The sequence below is a fragment of the Archangium gephyra genome, from assembly GCF_042230915.1.
In the GTDB taxonomy this organism is placed as follows: Bacteria; Myxococcota; Myxococcia; order Myxococcales; family Myxococcaceae; genus Archangium; species Archangium gephyra_B.
In genome coordinates this window covers 9,397,095-9,411,172 of the sequence record NZ_CP102578.1, presented here as the reverse complement: position 1 = coordinate 9,411,172, position 14,078 = coordinate 9,397,095, and the positions used below count along the sequence as shown (strand labels likewise).

General features: G+C 70.2%; 11 protein-coding genes. 6 read left to right on the top strand and 5 right to left on the bottom strand.

All coding sequences use genetic code 11. From position 1 onward, the window contains the following. The first annotated feature begins 6 nt into the window (after nt 1–6). Nucleotides 7–2,259: a hypothetical protein gene (locus NR798_RS37040; protein WP_375767271.1), complete on the top strand. Its 2,253-nt coding sequence runs from the start codon at nt 7–9 to the stop codon at nt 2,257–2,259. 33 nt (nt 2,260–2,292) lie between these two features. On the opposite strand, the gene NR798_RS37035 is transcribed toward NR798_RS37040, so the two are convergent. Beyond that, a complete protein-coding gene (locus NR798_RS37035) occupies nt 2,293–4,491 on the bottom strand; it encodes a hypothetical protein (RefSeq protein WP_375767270.1) in 2,199 nt (732 codons plus the stop codon). Between the two features lie 261 nt (nt 4,492–4,752). Between NR798_RS37035 and NR798_RS37030 the strand changes: the two genes are divergently transcribed. Then, entirely contained in the window at nt 4,753–4,950 is a 198-nt protein-coding gene (locus NR798_RS37030) for a hypothetical protein (RefSeq protein WP_375767269.1), read from the top strand. A 2-nt stretch (nt 4,951–4,952) separates the two neighbouring features. Then, the gene (locus tag NR798_RS37025; RefSeq protein ID WP_375767268.1) at nt 4,953–6,446 is read left to right on the top strand and encodes a hypothetical protein; all 1,494 of its coding nucleotides are present in this window, start codon (nt 4,953–4,955) and stop codon (nt 6,444–6,446) included. Here the strand turns inward: NR798_RS37025 and NR798_RS37020 are convergent. After that, nucleotides 6,443–7,231, bottom strand: a complete 789-nt coding sequence (locus NR798_RS37020) for a crotonase/enoyl-CoA hydratase family protein (RefSeq protein ID WP_375767267.1) — start codon at nt 7,229–7,231, stop codon at nt 6,443–6,445. The two genes, NR798_RS37025 and NR798_RS37020, sit on opposite strands and share 4 nt — an antisense overlap. A 123-nt stretch (nt 7,232–7,354) precedes the next feature. Here NR798_RS37020 and NR798_RS37015 point away from each other — a divergent pair, with 123 nt between their 5' ends. The 3 genes from NR798_RS37015 (at nt 7,355) to NR798_RS37005 (ending at nt 10,685) form a co-directional block, all read left to right on the top strand. Beyond that, nucleotides 7,355–8,122, top strand: coding sequence for an arylamine N-acetyltransferase (locus NR798_RS37015; protein ID WP_375767266.1), 768 nt, complete (start codon nt 7,355–7,357; stop codon nt 8,120–8,122). A 13-nt stretch (nt 8,123–8,135) separates the two neighbouring features. Next, nucleotides 8,136–9,647 carry an FG-GAP repeat domain-containing protein gene (locus NR798_RS37010; RefSeq protein ID WP_375767265.1) on the top strand — a complete coding sequence of 504 codons (1,512 nt, stop codon included), beginning with the start codon at nt 8,136–8,138 and terminating at the stop codon, nt 9,645–9,647. 105 nt (nt 9,648–9,752) lie between these two features. Then, on the top strand, nt 9,753–10,685 hold the full coding sequence (locus NR798_RS37005; RefSeq protein ID WP_375767264.1) for an ASPIC/UnbV domain-containing protein: 933 nt from the start codon (nt 9,753–9,755) through the stop codon (nt 10,683–10,685). An 11-nt stretch (nt 10,686–10,696) separates the two neighbouring features. Here NR798_RS37005 and NR798_RS37000 read toward each other — a convergent pair whose 3' ends face one another. The 3 genes from NR798_RS37000 to NR798_RS36990 all read right to left on the bottom strand — a co-directional run bounded on the left by NR798_RS37000 (nt 10,697) and on the right by NR798_RS36990 (nt 14,074). Further along, a complete protein-coding gene (locus tag NR798_RS37000) occupies nt 10,697–11,767 on the bottom strand; it encodes an NADH:flavin oxidoreductase/NADH oxidase (RefSeq protein WP_375767263.1) in 1,071 nt (356 codons plus the stop codon). A gap of 121 nt (nt 11,768–11,888) precedes the next feature. Then, complete coding sequence (locus tag NR798_RS36995) at nt 11,889–13,148, bottom strand: spinster family MFS transporter (RefSeq protein ID WP_375767262.1); 1,260 nt, start codon at nt 13,146–13,148, stop codon at nt 11,889–11,891. Then, entirely contained in the window at nt 13,145–14,074 is a 930-nt protein-coding gene (locus tag NR798_RS36990; protein ID WP_375767261.1) for a Ppx/GppA family phosphatase, read from the bottom strand. The genes NR798_RS36995 and NR798_RS36990 overlap by 4 nt, the downstream gene beginning before the upstream one ends. Nucleotides 14,075–14,078 lie beyond the last annotated feature (4 nt).

Sequence of the window (14,078 nt, the reverse complement as noted above, 5' to 3'; positions counted from 1 at the left end):
TCGACCATGCAACCCGGTGACGACAAGTGGCCTGAGTCCATCCAGGCGCTCTATGAGCAGGTGACGGGGGCCAGCCCCGACGCCGTGCTGTCGTCGCGTCCGCAGTGGACGGAGCGGCTCGCCGAGTGGGTGCGCAGCGCCACCCTGGACGAGCGCGAGATGGCGCAGACCGCCGCCTGGTCCCGGCTGGACTCCGGCGACCGCTCTCCCGGGGAGCTGCTCTTCCTGCTGGCACACAGCGGCGAGCTGCTGTGGCCCTACACGGCGCCCCCGAGGGAGCTGCTCCACCGGCTCATCTCCCGGCGGGAGCAGCTCGTCCTGGCGCTGAATGCGCAGGGCCAGGACGAGGCCGTAGGGCCGCTCATGCAGCAGATGGGGGCCGAGGTCTCCAAGGTGCTGACGCGCTACCTCAAGCGCCACCCCGAGGCGCTGCGGGAGCTGGTGAGCGGCGTGCGCTGCACGTTCGACGGCCGGGTGCTGCGCTTCCACGACACGGTGGAGCTGGACCTGAAGGTGCTGCTGGGCTCGGAGCGGCGGGTCATCGGGCGGTTGGATCAGCTCCGGGGACTGCTGCCGTACCTGCGCGAGGGCCGGGACAAGCTGGTCACCTTCATCCGGGAGCGGGCGGCGCGCATTCCCTGGCGCGAGTGCCGCGACGTGCTGGAGGAGAAGCTCTTCCAGATGGTGGCCTCGCCCGAGGGCCGGAGCGAGCTGCGCGGCTTCCTGGGGTGTTACGCGAGCGGGAAGGGCGAGGCGCGCTGGTGCACCCGGGCGAGCCTGCTGCTGGCCAGGAACCTCGAAGAGGGAGGAGCGTTGGCGGTCATCGAGAACCTCAGTGACTTGCTGGTGTACTTCGAGGCGCCGGTGGAGGGCCTGCGAGGCGCCCTGCAGGCGCTGGTGGCCAGCATCCACGAGGACCAGGAGCTCGAGCGGCACCGGTTGGTGGCGGACAAGTGCTGGGAGCACCTGAAGCCCAAGGGCGAGCCCGGCCTGGCGCTGGTGCTGCTGTGGCTGGAGGAGCGCATCTTCCGGGTGGCGCTGCGCCAGGGCTCGGAGGATGCCTTCGAGCGGCGCAACCGGGCGCGCGAGCGGGTGCGGGAGCTGCCGGTGGCCGAGGCCCTGTACTGGCTGGCCGAGGAGTGCGCGGACCTGTGGCCGCGCGTGGAGTCGGAGCGCCGGCCCGGAGCGGACGACCTAGCCGCGTGGAGGCAGGAGGTGACGCGGCGCTTCGCGAAGAAGCCGGTGCTGCGCAAGGCGGCCATCGAGTTCTTCCTGTGGTGCGCGCCGGACGCGGCGGCCTCCGAGGCCGAGCTGGTGACGCTGTCGCTGGTGAAGACGGGCACGGACCGGCGGCAGCTGCGCCGGCTGGGCGAGCATCCGTCCACGCGCGTGCGCTTCCGCGTGCGGGCCATCAACGCGTGGCTGGCCCACGGGTCCGAGTCCGCACCCGAGCCGGCGACGCCCGCGACCCTGACAGGGGCCCTGCGCCACCTGCGGGCCTCGGGGGCGATGACGCTCGGCGGGGGCAGGACGTGGCTGAAGGACCGGGATTTGGAGGAGCTGCTTCTGGGCGCGTTCAGCCGCGTGGAGCGGGACTTCTCGGCGCGCTACCCGGAGCACTACCGCGAGGACGAGGCGCGGCTGGTGACGCGGCTGCTCGAGGACCTGAAGCACGAGTTCGAGAGCATCCGCTCGGACCTGTCGATCCTCCTCTCGCAGGGGCAGCCGGTGCCGCTGGAGTTGGACCTCCAGTACCGCAGGGCGCGGGAGCCCGTGGAGGGAGAGCCGGCGCCGGAGAGTGCGAGGCCGGCCGGAGTGGAGCTGGCGTTCGTGCTGAAGGTGGACGTGGACTCCTTCCTGAAGACGAAGCGCGCGGTGCTGGTGCTGGCGCGCAAGCTGGAGCACCGGGGCGAGTGGGCGCCGAACCTCCGGCTCGGGCGCGAGCAGGTGGACGGGCTGCTGGGGCAGACGGAGGCCTCGTTCTGCCTGTTCCTGGTGCCGCCCTCGCTGCGCGCCGAGTGCTGGATGGTGCCCGCGCGGCTGGTGCGAGGGCTGATGGAGGCACAGGAGTCGCTCTCGACGGTGTCGCGCGAGGGAGCGCAGCGGGTGGCGCGCTCGCTGGCGCAGTGGATGACGTACGACTTGCTGGGCCTGTGGACGGGCGATGACCGGCCCGCGGTGCTGGCGCGGACCGAGGCGGGCGCGGAGCGGGGCCCGGACTTCCTCGTGGAGATCTCCGTCCGCAAGCGCGGGCAGTGAATCCGGAGGAGGGCCCCGCTCCTCCGCGGGCGTTCAATTCTCGGGCGTCACGCGCAGGATGCCCTCGGGGATGGGCGCGTCGTAGGCGAAGATGTACTTCAGGACGTCCTCGTCGGTCGGCTGTTCGCCCGTGGCGGACTTGCGCGGACCGGACCTCTGGGCCTCCTCGGTGGCTGTCCAACTGGAGATCAGCTCGATGAGCGCCTTCATGCGCTCCAGCGCCTGGGCGTTCCACTCCTCTCCCTTGCTGCGGTACCAGTCATGCCCCTTCGCGTGCTGGTCGAGCTGCTTGTTGAGGATCCATTCGTATTGCCGGGCCATCTCGCCCTTCCATCCGTCGTGGTCCGTGCCCTCGCCCTTCGCGGCCCTCGCCAGGGCATCCTGCTCGTAGCGCTCCCGCAGCCGGATGAACTCGCGCTCGAGCTTCGCGAGCAGGACGAGCAGGCGGACCCACCGATGCTCGTTGAAGTCGAATTGCTCCAGGGCCCGCGCGGCTTCCCGGCCCTTGTCCGCGACCCGCTTGATGGTGTCTGGGCTCATCTTCAGGTTGAGCCCGCCTTCGTCGTCCTGGAGCCGCACCTGCACCACCCGTTCCCGGTAGCTGGGCATCCGGGCCTGCGTGTTGTCCCGGTAGTTCTGCGCGGTGTCGAAGATCGCCCCCAGGAAGCTGGACACCTGGTGGATCGGGTAGACCTGGGGCGGGACGATGTCCCGGGGCTGGGGCAGGAAGACATCCTCCTCACGGCGATGGATGGGGGACTCGCGCGGTCCGGTGAGCGTGGTGGGGAGCTGGGAGTCCGCGAGATTGATGCCGAACGTGGGCCGGCTGGGCAGCCAGGCGTCGAAGATGTGGATGGGGAAGTTGCTCGCGATACCGCCGTCGCTGAACCAGTTCTCCCGGAGGTCGTTGTCCTCCTGGGCCTGGCCGGTCCTGGGCGTGTAGGGCGCCTGCGCGGTGCCTCTCTTGTCATGCAGGGTGTCGTACTTGAGGGTGTAGAGCCGCACCGCACTGAGGAGCAGTGGGAAGCTGAGGCTCATGCGCGTGGCCACCACGACGGGAAGCGCGTTGCCGCGTGGGAAGTGGAAATACCCCTCGGGGAGCGCGAATCCCTCGAAGAAGGCCTTGTCCCGCTTCCACTGCTCCGCGTATTCCGGGTGGAGCTTCGGATCCGTCCACGTCTTGAGGTACTCCACGATCTCGTCGGGGAAGAGCTTGCGCATGTCGCTCTCCTTGAAGAGGTAGCCCGCTTCCAGCTCCTCGGGGCGAGGGGGCTTGAAAGCCACCTCCTCGGGAGACTCTCCATGGAGGGTGTACGGCTGGCGCTGGCTCAGGTTGGTCGTCACCATCTGGAAGTCGATGCCGGCGTTGTTGCCCGTGAGGGGGTGCTTCTTGCCGCGCAACATGCCGATGGTGAGGACCTGGTGGGGGGCGAGGCCCGCGAGCTGCTGGAGGCGCTCGTGCAGCCAGGGCGTCAGCGCCGGAGCTCCCTTGTTCCCGTCGAGGGTCGCTTCTGGTGGCATGCCGGTGCAGAGGGCGAAGAAGCTGCGCTCCCTGTCCATCACGTAGCTGAAGCCGCCCTTGAGTTTGTTCCAGCTGCCCAGCAGGCCCTGCACGAGCTTGCCGATGGACCAGAGCGTCGAGCTGGCCGCCAGGGCCTTCACGGGCCGGGAGACCGAGCGTACGAGCGAAAGGGCGGGCCAGGCTAGCAGCGCGGCGGAACCTTCGGGCGTCACGAAGGGGAGATGCTTGCGGGGCTTCGGCGCGTCTGGCTCCTCCAGGAGCTCCTGCAGCAAGCCCAGGAGATGACGTCCCCGGTGTCCCGTGCCGGACTTGCCGAAGAGCTCCATGGCGTGGAGGAGCGTATCGAAGAGCGGGCGAGCTTCCGGGGCGGGCTGGAAGAGATTGAAGAGGAAGCCTTCCCGCTGCAGTTCCTCCATCATGCCGTACAGGCCGGCGAAGCCGGTGCTCGTGCTCTCGGGTGCCCTCTCCCGGCCATACTCGGCCGCCGCCGCGGCCGCCGCCGCGATGGCTCCCGCGGAGGTTCCTCCCACCGAGCGGAAGCGGTAGCGCCGCGCCAGGTCGAGGATGGCGGGCGGGTAGACGACCCCACTCGTCACCCCTCCCTTCATGATGAGATCGCACTCCTTGAGGTCGTGCTCCTTCCCAGGGCCTTCTTGATAGGTGGCGTTGATGGACCGCGGGTCCGGGAATGTTTCGGTGGATGGATTCATGGCCGCCTCCGTGGAGCCCTTCAACGGTGCGAGGACTCCCTGGGAGTATGGGAACGGAGCCGTCACCTGTGAGTGCATGCCCGGCCGTTCAGCCCCTGGCTCGCGAGGCCGCCAGCGCGTGAGCCCGGTTTTGTTTTGAGCCGTCCGGCGCACTGGGAGTACCGTGGCCGTTCACACTCGCACGAGGGGGTTGTCGTGATCGTTGCGCCTGGAAGCAGGCTCTGGTTCGAGACGACCAGTAACGATTGTGGAGCGGTCGTCGTGGGCCCGAACGTGTCGAAAGATTGCAAGCCCGGGGAGCGCCTCCCGACGGAAGAGCGCGGCTTCTATACCCTCAGCGTCATCGACCGGCAGAAGCGCACGTTCGAGGTGACCCTGCGAGGAGAGAACGCCCATCCACCGGCTGTGTCCGATGCCCAGAAGGGACGCGTGGTCCTCGACTACCGCGTCGAGGTGTGAGCATGCGTTCGCTACTTCCAGGTCTCGTGCTCACGCTGCTGGCCGCGTCAGGTGCTGCTCACGCGCAGTCCGCCTGTGACCCGACGCCGCTTCTGGATGGAGTCCCCTCCCACCTTCGTGTGTTGCTCTCGGCCGGGGCCTCGGACGCCCCGCTCAAGAAGGCCGATGGCAAGGAGCTGACGGAGGCGGAGCGGGACGCGGCCCGTGACGCCGCTCTCGAGGCGCTCGATACCCTCCTCTCCACCTGTGACTGGAGGGCCGAGCTCGTCCCTCCGCCCGGAGTGGGGCTGGTGAGTCCCTATGCCCAGACGATTCCCTTCGAGCGGACGCTCCGGGATGCGCTGAGTGGATTCGAGACGGCATCGCCCATCCTCTCCCAGGTCCTCAATGCTCCCGGCACGGGCATTCCCCTGCCTCAACGCATCCAGTTGGGCCTCTCGCAGGTCACGACGGCCGGGCAGCCCGGGCTCTCGTTTGGTGGCGCGGGGGTCATCGATCCGACGAGCCCCCATGCGTTCTTCCGGCACAGCAACCTGGCCATCAGCGTGCTGGCCATTCAGCCCGTGGGAACGGGCTCGGGGACGGATGCGTCCACCTTGCCGTCCAGTCCCGAGCTGGCTTCCGCCGAAATCGCCTTCACCCACCGGGGCGAGGAGACGGCCTACGACTGGATGGCCCGGCTGGCGGACGCGAGCGGTCACATCGCCATGGTCAAGGAGGAGAACAGGAGTGGCTATTTCGCCACCCAGAACCTCCTGGCCACGTATGGCAGTGCGCGAGACGTCTTCGAGGCCGCCAACGAGGCCACTGCCCCCGAGGCCAGGGCCCGGCTGTGGAAGGACACCGAGCGCAGGAACGCACTCGTGGCCGCCGCGGAGATCGCGCTTCAAATCTACCGATCGCGGCTCAAGGATTTCCTCCAGGCGGGGGCGGTCGCGGATGCGGTCCGGCGTGCCACCAACCCCGTGAGCTTCCACTGGGCCGTGCGGTTCCGCACGACGCCCGGGCTGCGGTTCATCCCCGAGGTGCCGGATGCCCGGTCCCTGTCGTTGGAGGGGGTGATCGAGGGCGCTTTCGGGGCGCAACCGCGCAGCCGCCGTGCGCCGATCCGCTACAACCTGGGAGGCGCTCTGTCCGGCTCCGCGATTCCTCGCGACCCGTGCGTGCAATCCCCGAGGCCGGGAGAGTGCTCCTTCGCCAACTCGCTCGGGGTGGTGCTGGACCTCGCGGGAGGCGTCACGTTCGACGTGCCCCTGAGCGGTCTGGCCGCTCCTTCGTCCATCCGGGTGAATGGGCTCTTCCGATGGACGCCCTACCGCAACTCGATCGTCGCTTCGATTGGAGAACCAGAACTGTCCTACGGGGCGAATGCCTCGCTCGCGGTTCCGGTGTCGGAAGGGCTGTTCATCGTGGGGACCTATACCTACCGGTGGATCCAGGGCGTGGGCCCGCTCTCGACGACGGGGTTCACCATCACCAAGGAGCTGCCCCGTTAGCGGCCCGTGAAGCGGGCCTCGCGGCGCTCGACGAACGAGCGGACGCCCTCGCGCGCATCCTCGCTGGCCGACAGCTCGAGTATCTTCGGCAGCAGGGCGCGCCGGGCGGCGTCGGGCCCCTCGGCCAGGGTCTGCCGCGCCGAGTCGAGCGTGGCCCTCACTCCCAGCGGGGCCTGCTTCGCCACCGTCTCCGCGAGCGCCAGGGCCCGCTCGCGTTGCTGGCCGTGCGCGACCACCTCCTGGACGAGCCCGATGCGGTGGGCCTCCTTCGCGTCGAACTCGTCACCCGTGAGCAGCCAGCGCATGGCGTTGCCCCAGCCGGCCACCTGGGGGAAGCGCAGCGTGGCGCCGCCGAACGGGAAGAGGCCGCGCTTGATTTCGATTTGAGCGAAGCGCGTGCTCTCGGCGGCCACGGAGATGTCCGCCGCCAGGATGAGCTCGATGCCGAGCGTGAAGCACAGGCCCTGCACGGCGACGATGAGCGGCTTGGTCCGCACCTCTCCCTGGATGGCCCACGGGTCGATGAGGCCCTCGGGGAAGAGCCGCTCCCCGCTGGCGATGGCGGGCCCCACGCTGGCCAGGTCTAGCCCCGCGGAGAAATGATCTCCCTCCGCGAGCACGACCATGCAGCGCACGTCGGGATGACGGTCCGCCTCGGTCATGGCCGCGGCGAAGGCCCGGAGCATCGTGACGTCGAAGGCGTTGCGCTTGTCGGCGCGGTTGATGCCGAGCAGGGCGAGCGGTCCACGGAGCTCGAGGGTGATGCGGGGATCGGTGGGGTTCATGGCGGTTCCCGGGTGAGAGGGCAGGGCGTCATCTTCTCCCGGCCGGGGTCCGGAGCCATCGTTCGTCACGCCATTTGACCTATACTGCGCGAGGCGCGCTTTCGAGCCTCGTACGGGGGAACCATGGACATCGGCCAGTACCTTCGGCGGCTGGGATACGCGGGGCCTCGGGAGCCCACGCTGGAGACCCTGCGTGCGCTGCACCTGCGGCACCTCGAGGCCGTTCCCTTCGAGAACCTCGATATCCACGGTGGGCGTCCCATCGTCCTCGACGAGGCGGCCTTCTTCGACAAGGTCGTCCGGAACCACCGGGGCGGGTTCTGCTACGAGCTGAACGGGCTGTTCGCCGCGCTCCTGCGCGCCCTCGGCTTCCAGGTGACGTACCTGTCCGGGCGCGTGTCCCCGGATGGCGTCCATCCCTCCGGCCCCGAGTTCGATCACCTCGTCCTGGAGGTGTCCCTGGACGGGTCCTCCTGGCTCGCCGACGTGGGCTTCGGTGAGGGCTTCGCCGAGCCGCTTCCCCTCGTTCCGGGGCAGTGGGACTCGGCGGGGCTGCGCTTCCACCTGGAGCGGCTCGGGGAGGACTGGTCGCTCTGGCAGGAGGCGCCGGGCGGCGGGCGGAAGCTCCTCTACGTGTTCTCGCGCATGCCGAGGCGGTTGGAGGAGTTCTCGGAGATGTGCCGGTACCACCAGACCTCGCCGGACTCGTTCTTCCTCAAGAGCACGCTCTGCTCGCTCAAGACGCCCACGGGGCGGGTGACCCTGAGTGGCCACCGGCTCCTCCTCACGGAGCAGGGCCAGCGCGTGGAGAGGACGCTCGGCGGCCAGGAGGACATCGAGCGGGCCCTGCTCGAGCACTTCGGGGTTCGTCTGCCTCGGCCGCCGGCATGATAGGATGCGAGCCGTGAAGCCGCTGCTGATGGGAGTGCTGCTGTGCCTGGTCTCGGTGCCCGCGTGGGCCTCGGGCGGTGAGCAGGCGCGCATGCTGCGGCAGCTCAACGAGCGCGAAGCCTTGCAGGACTCGCTGGAGGAGTTCTTCGACAAGCAGCTGTGCGCCCCCATCAAGCGCGGCCGTTTCGTCTGGCCCGAGGACGTGGCCGCTTCGGGCCTGCACCTGCCCGTGGAGCGCTTCGTCTCGGTGGAGAACTGCAGCGTGCGCGCCCTGGGCTTCGAGCCCGGTCCCCAGGAGGCCTCGGTCCGGCTGCTCTTCGAGCTGGATGGAATCGACAGCGAGGGCCAGCGCCGCACCGTGCGCGGCGAGACGCCCGCCACCTTCCGCCGCATGCCCAAGAGCTCCTGGCGGCTGGAGCACCTGGAGCCGGTGCGGGGCCTGTCCGAGACCGTGCGCCCCCAGCCCCGCTTCCACGAGCAGGCCGAGGCCTCCGGTCTCGTGCTCCCCGACGAGTCCAGGAGTGACGCCTCCTTCATGCGCAACGGTGCGCTGGCCGTGCGGGACTTCGACGGGGACGGCCTGCTGGATGTGCTGGCGGCCAATCCGAGCGCCCTCTTCCTGTTCCGCGCCACCGCGCCCCTGCGCTACGAGCGGCTCCAGCTCTCGGTACGCCCGCCCCGGCGCACCTGGTTCTCCTCCCTGGCCGCCGGGGACTTCGACGCGGATGGCGATCCGGATGTGCTCGTCACCACGCAGACGGAGGGGCCGGACCGGGCGCCGCCCCTGCTGCTGCGCAATGACGGCGGCACGCTCACCTCCGTGCCCTCGGGCCTGCCCCGCGCCAACGCCCATACCTCCGTCGTCTCGGACATCAACGGCGACGGCCACCTGGACGTGGTGCTGCTGTACTACTCCGTGACCATGACGCCGGAGGATCAGCTCAATGCCCGCGATGGTCGGCCTTCGCGCTTCTTCCTCGGCCAGGGCAACCTCACCTTCCGGGAAGTGGCTCCTCCGGATGCGCGCAGCCACCCCCACTGGGGTCTGGCCGCCGTGGCGGCGGATCTGGCGGGGCAGGGCCGTCCCCAGGTGTACGTAGCCAATGACTTCGGGGACAACGACCTGTGGCACCTGGACGCGCAGGGCGTTCCCCGGGACATCACCGACGCCCACGGGCTGAGGGACCCGGGCAACGGCATGAGCGCCGACGTGGGGGACCTGGACGGAGATGGGCGGTTGGACCTGTACGTGGCCAACATGTTCTCCAAGGCCGGCACCCGGGTGCTCGCCGCGGCCCAGGTGACGTCTCCGGAGCTCAGGAGCCGCCTGGACAAGTTCGCCGCGGGCAACACGCTCTACCTGGCTCGCGAGGGAGGCCGCTTCGAGGAGGTGGCTCTCGCCCGGGGCGTCAACCGGGGGCTCTGGGCCTGGGGCTCCATCTTCCTCGACGCGGATGACGATGGGCGCCTGGACCTGGCCGTGGCCAACGGCTTCTACAGCGCACCCAATCGAAAAGACCTTTGAAGTGTCTACTGGCGCCAGGTCCTGGCGCAGGCCATCGCGAAGGAGTCCAAGGGGCGCCGAGGCTCCTTCGATAACGCTGCCTTCCTGTCCAGCGCGCTGGGCGCCGTGGGGCCGCACGGGTGGGGTGGCCGCTCGCAGTCCTTCTCCGGCTGGGAGCCGAAGAAGCTGTGGCTGCAGCGGCCGGATGGCTCCTTCCAGGAGAGCGCGTGGTCGGACGGGTTCGACTCGCGAGCGGATGGCCGGGCGCTGGTGGCGCTGGACCTGGACGGGGATGGAGACCAGGACCTGCTGATGCTCAACCGGGCCGCGCCGCGGTTGCAGCTCTTCGTCAACGAGGGCCCCTCGGGCCGGGCGATGGAGCTGCGGCTGCGAGCCACCGGGAGCCACCGGGAGGCGAGCAACGCCACGGTGCGCGTGCGCACGAGCGCGGGGACGCGAGCCTTCCCCGTGCTGCTCACGCGCGGCTACCTCAGCTCGGTGGAGCCGGTGGTGCACGTGGGACTGGGGACGGAGGAGGCCGCCGAGGTGGAGGTGACGTGGCGCGAGGGCCTTACCGAGTCCTTCGGGGCGTTGCGGTCCGGCCAACGGTGGACGCTGGTGGAGGGGGGCGCGAAGTCGGCCGAGCCCTTCCGTGCATCCGTGCCCCGGGCCGCCGCGCCGAAGCTGCCGCTCCGGGTAGAGCAGGTGGGCGGCGCGGTGAATGGGCATCCCACCGCCGTGCAGGTGTTCGCCTCCTGGTGCAAGCCCTGCCGTGAGGAGGTGCCCGTCCTGACGGCGCTGGCGAAACAGGGGACGTGGAACGTGCGAGGCCTGGGCGCTCACACGGCGGAGCAGGTGGAGGCCGAGGCGGGGAAGCTCGGCATCCGCTACCCGGTGGCCGCGCTGCCCGAGGAGGTGGCGGAGCCGCTGTCGCCCCGCGGAGAGCTGACCCTGCCCACCGTACTGCTGTACGACGCCTCGGGACGTCTGGCTCGTGTCGTGCGCGGGGGCGAGCACCTGCCCGCCGCGCTCGCCGAGGTCCACCCCGCGGCGCCGTAAGGCGCGCGGCTTCAGTCCTGGGCGCGCTCGTACTGCGGCGGCCAGGCAATCTTGGCGTGGAGCTCGCGCGCCGCGTGCAGGGGCCAGTACGGGTCGCGCAGCAGCTCCCGGGCGAGGATGACCACGTCCGCCTGCTCCGTGCGCAGGATGTGCTCGGCCTGGAACGGGGAGCGGATGAAGCCCACGGCCCCGGTGGCGATGCCGGCCTCCTTGCGGATGCGATCGGCGAACAGCGTCTGGTAGCCGGGCCCCGAGGGAATCTTCACCCCCGGCACCAGCGCTCCCGAGGAGCAGTCGATGAGGTCTGCCCCGTCCTGCTTCAGCAGCTTCGCGAGCGCCACCGACTCGTCGAGGTTCCAGCCGCCCTCGCCCCAGTCCGTGGCGGAGATGCGCACGAAGAGGGGCAGCTCCTCGGGCCAGCGCTTGCGCACCGCCTGCACCACCTCGCGGGTGAGCCGCACGCGGTTCTCGAACGAGCCGCCATACCGGTCCGTGCGCTGGTTCGACAACGGCGAGAGGAACTCGTGGAGCAGGTAGCCGTGCGCGGCGTGGAGCTCCACCTGGCGGAACCCCGCGGCCTTCGCGCGCTCGGTGGCCTCGACGAAGGCCCGGGTGATGCGTTGGATGCCCGCCTCGTCGAGCGCCTCCGGCACCGTATGCTCCGCGTCGAAGGGCACGGGGCTCGGCCCCACGGGCTTCCAGCCCTCCTTCACACCGGGCGGGATGGGACCGCCGCCCTCCCAGGGACGCGCCGTGGAGGCCTTGCGCCCCGCGTGCGCCAGCTGGATGCCCGCCACCGAGCCGTGCTCGTGGATGAAGCGCGTGATGCGCGCGAGCGGCGCGATGTGCTCGTCCTTCCAGATGCCCAGGTCCTGCGGCGAGATGCGGCCGATGGCCTCGACGGCGGTGGCCTCGAAGATGATGAGTCCCGCGCCGCCGACGGCCCGGGTGCCCAGGTGGACGAAGTGCCAGTCGTTCGCGAAGCCGTCCTCGCTCGAGTACTGGCACATGGGCGAGACGACGATGCGATTCTTGAGGGTGACCCCGCGCAGGGTCAGCGGGGTGAACAGCAGACTGCCCATGAAGCCTCCAGCGTGCCGACGCCGGGCCGGGAGGAGTCCGGCTCGGTCGAGGACATCCTGGGGCGGTGCGCGCGCCTTGTCCTGGATTCCCTGGCGCGACTGTTCAGGGCCGGCCTGGACTTCAGGCCGAGACGTGCCGGAACAGTTTGCCCGCCATCAACAGCGCGAGGCCGCCCAGCAGCACGGGCAGGGCATTCAGCTCGATGGCGAAGCTCAGGCTGCTCAGGTCCGCCACCTTGCCGATGGCGGTGGGCGAGATGGCATCGCCCAGCATGTGGATGAACAGCACGTTCAGCCCCATGGCGAAGGCGCGGAAGGCCGGAGGCACGCCATTGACGATGGCCGCGTTGATGGGGCCGCTGTTGAGGAAGATGAAGAACTGCGCCAGGAAGATGATGGCGAACATCGGCACGTGCGAGTCCACCTTCATCGCGAGGAACATGAGGGGGGCCGCGACCAGCAGGCCCACGCCCGACATGCGCAGGCCTCCGCCCTCCAGCTTCCGGTCCATCTTGTCGCCCAGCCAGCCACCGGCGAGCGTTCCCACCAGGCCCGCGGTGGCGGTGACGGCGCCGGAGCTGAAGCCCGCGCTACCCGGGGACATGCCGCGCTCGCTGACGAGGAAGGTGGGCAGCCAGTACCCGAGCCCGCCGATGGAGAACGTCATCAGCGTGTAGCCCGCCGTGGTCCACCAGAAGGACTTGTTGTTGGCCAGGCCCTTGAGGCCCACGAGGAAGGGCAGCTTCGTCTGCGCCTCGGGCCCGTCCATGGCGCCGCGCTGGGGCTCGGGCATGAAGAAGGCCATGATGCCCAGCACCAGGCCCGGCGCGCCGCCCACGAAGAAGGCCATGTGCCAGGAGTAGGCCTCGCTGAGCCACCCGCCCAGCCCGTAGCCCGCCGCCGCCCCCACGGGGATGGCGATGTAGAAGAAGGACAGCACCCGCGTGCGCTGCTCGCGCGGGAAGAGGTCGGAGATGATGGACGGGGCCACCGCGCCGTACCCCGCCTCGCCGATGCCCACGCAGGCCCGGGCCACCATCAGCGCGGCGAAGGTGGTCGCCAGTCCCGAGGCCCCCGTCGCGAGGCTCCACAGCAGCACGCCCGCGGCCACCAGGTAGCGCCGCGGCAGCCGGTCCCCGAGGAAGCCGCTCACCGGGGAGGCCAGCATGAACACCAGCATGAAGAAGCTGCCCAGGTAGCCCGCCTGGGTGTTGGTGAGCTGGAAGTCCTGTTTGATGTAGGGCAGGGCGACCGTGACGATGTACCGGTCGAGGTAGTTGACCAGGTTGATGAGCGAGAGGATGAGCAGCGCGTAGTAGCTGGTGCGCGCGGAGGACGTCGCGGGAGCGGAGGGGGTGGCCACGGCGGTGGTCGGACTCATGGATGGGGGGCTCCGAAACGGTACGCGAGCAGGCCCCAACGCAGGCCCCGGTCGCTCACCCGGCAGCGCTCGAGCCCGAGCGCCCGCAGGCTCTCGAGCAGGATGAGGGCTCCGGCGGGAATCACGTCCGCGCGCTTGGGCTGCAGGCCCGGCAGCTTCTGGCGCTCGGCGAGCGGCAGGTGGCACATCTGGTCCGCCAGCGCCTCCAGCTCGGCGCGCGTGAGGGTGCCGCCGTGGACGCGCGCGGCGTCATACGGCTCGATGGCGTGTCGCACGGTGAAGAGCGTCGTCACCGTGCCGGCGATGCCCACCAGCACCGCGCCCGGAGGGCAGGGCGGCAGCTTGGAGAACGTCTCGCGCAGATTCGCCTCCACGCGGGCCCGGTCCCCGGCGCTCAGGGGATCCGTCCGCACGTAGCGCTCGGTCATGCGCACCGCGCCCACGTCGAAGCTGTGCCGGAAGGCCACGCGGCCCTGGGCGTCCCCGTAGATGAACTCGGTGGAGCCGCCACCGATGTCGATGACCACCAGGGGCGCGGAGGACTCGCGGCCGAAGTCCGCATGGGCCGAGGTGAAGGAGAGCTGTGCCTCCAGCTCGCCGGAGATGATGTCCACCGTCACCCCGGCGCGCTCGCGGGCGCCGGAGAGGAACTCGGCGCCGTTCTCCGCGTCGCGCGCGGCACTGGTAGCGGACACGGCGATGGCCTCCGCACCCAGGCGCCGGGCCTCGCTGGCGAAGTCGGAGACCACCTGGAGCGTGGCCTCCAGGCCCTCGGGCGAGAGGCGGCGGCTCTTGTCCACGCCTCGGCCCAGGCGGGTGATTTCGGCGCGCTCCTGCACGGCCTGGAAGCGGCCGTCGGGCAGGCGGTCGGCGACGAGCAGGAGGACCGAGTTGGTCCCCACGTCGATGGTGGCGTAACGAGGCATTGCG

Excerpts from the sequence above, each read along its gene's own strand:
- NR798_RS37020 (WP_375767267.1), bottom strand. The coding sequence starts at position 7,231 with ATGAACCCCACCGATCCCCGCATCACCCTCGAGCTCCGTGGACCGCTC.
- NR798_RS37025 (WP_375767268.1), top strand. The coding sequence starts at position 4,953 with ATGCGTTCGCTACTTCCAGGTCTCGTGCTCACGCTGCTGGCCGCGTCA.
- NR798_RS37040 (WP_375767271.1), top strand. The coding sequence starts at position 7 with ATGCAACCCGGTGACGACAAGTGGCCTGAGTCCATCCAGGCGCTCTAT.
- NR798_RS37015 (WP_375767266.1), top strand. The coding sequence starts at position 7,355 with ATGGACATCGGCCAGTACCTTCGGCGGCTGGGATACGCGGGGCCTCGG.
- NR798_RS37000 (WP_375767263.1), bottom strand. The coding sequence starts at position 11,767 with ATGGGCAGTCTGCTGTTCACCCCGCTGACCCTGCGCGGGGTCACCCTC.
- NR798_RS36995 (WP_375767262.1), bottom strand. The coding sequence starts at position 13,148 with ATGAGTCCGACCACCGCCGTGGCCACCCCCTCCGCTCCCGCGACGTCC.
- NR798_RS37035 (WP_375767270.1), bottom strand. The coding sequence starts at position 4,491 with ATGAATCCATCCACCGAAACATTCCCGGACCCGCGGTCCATCAACGCC.
- NR798_RS36990 (WP_375767261.1), bottom strand. The coding sequence starts at position 14,074 with ATGCCTCGTTACGCCACCATCGACGTGGGGACCAACTCGGTCCTCCTG.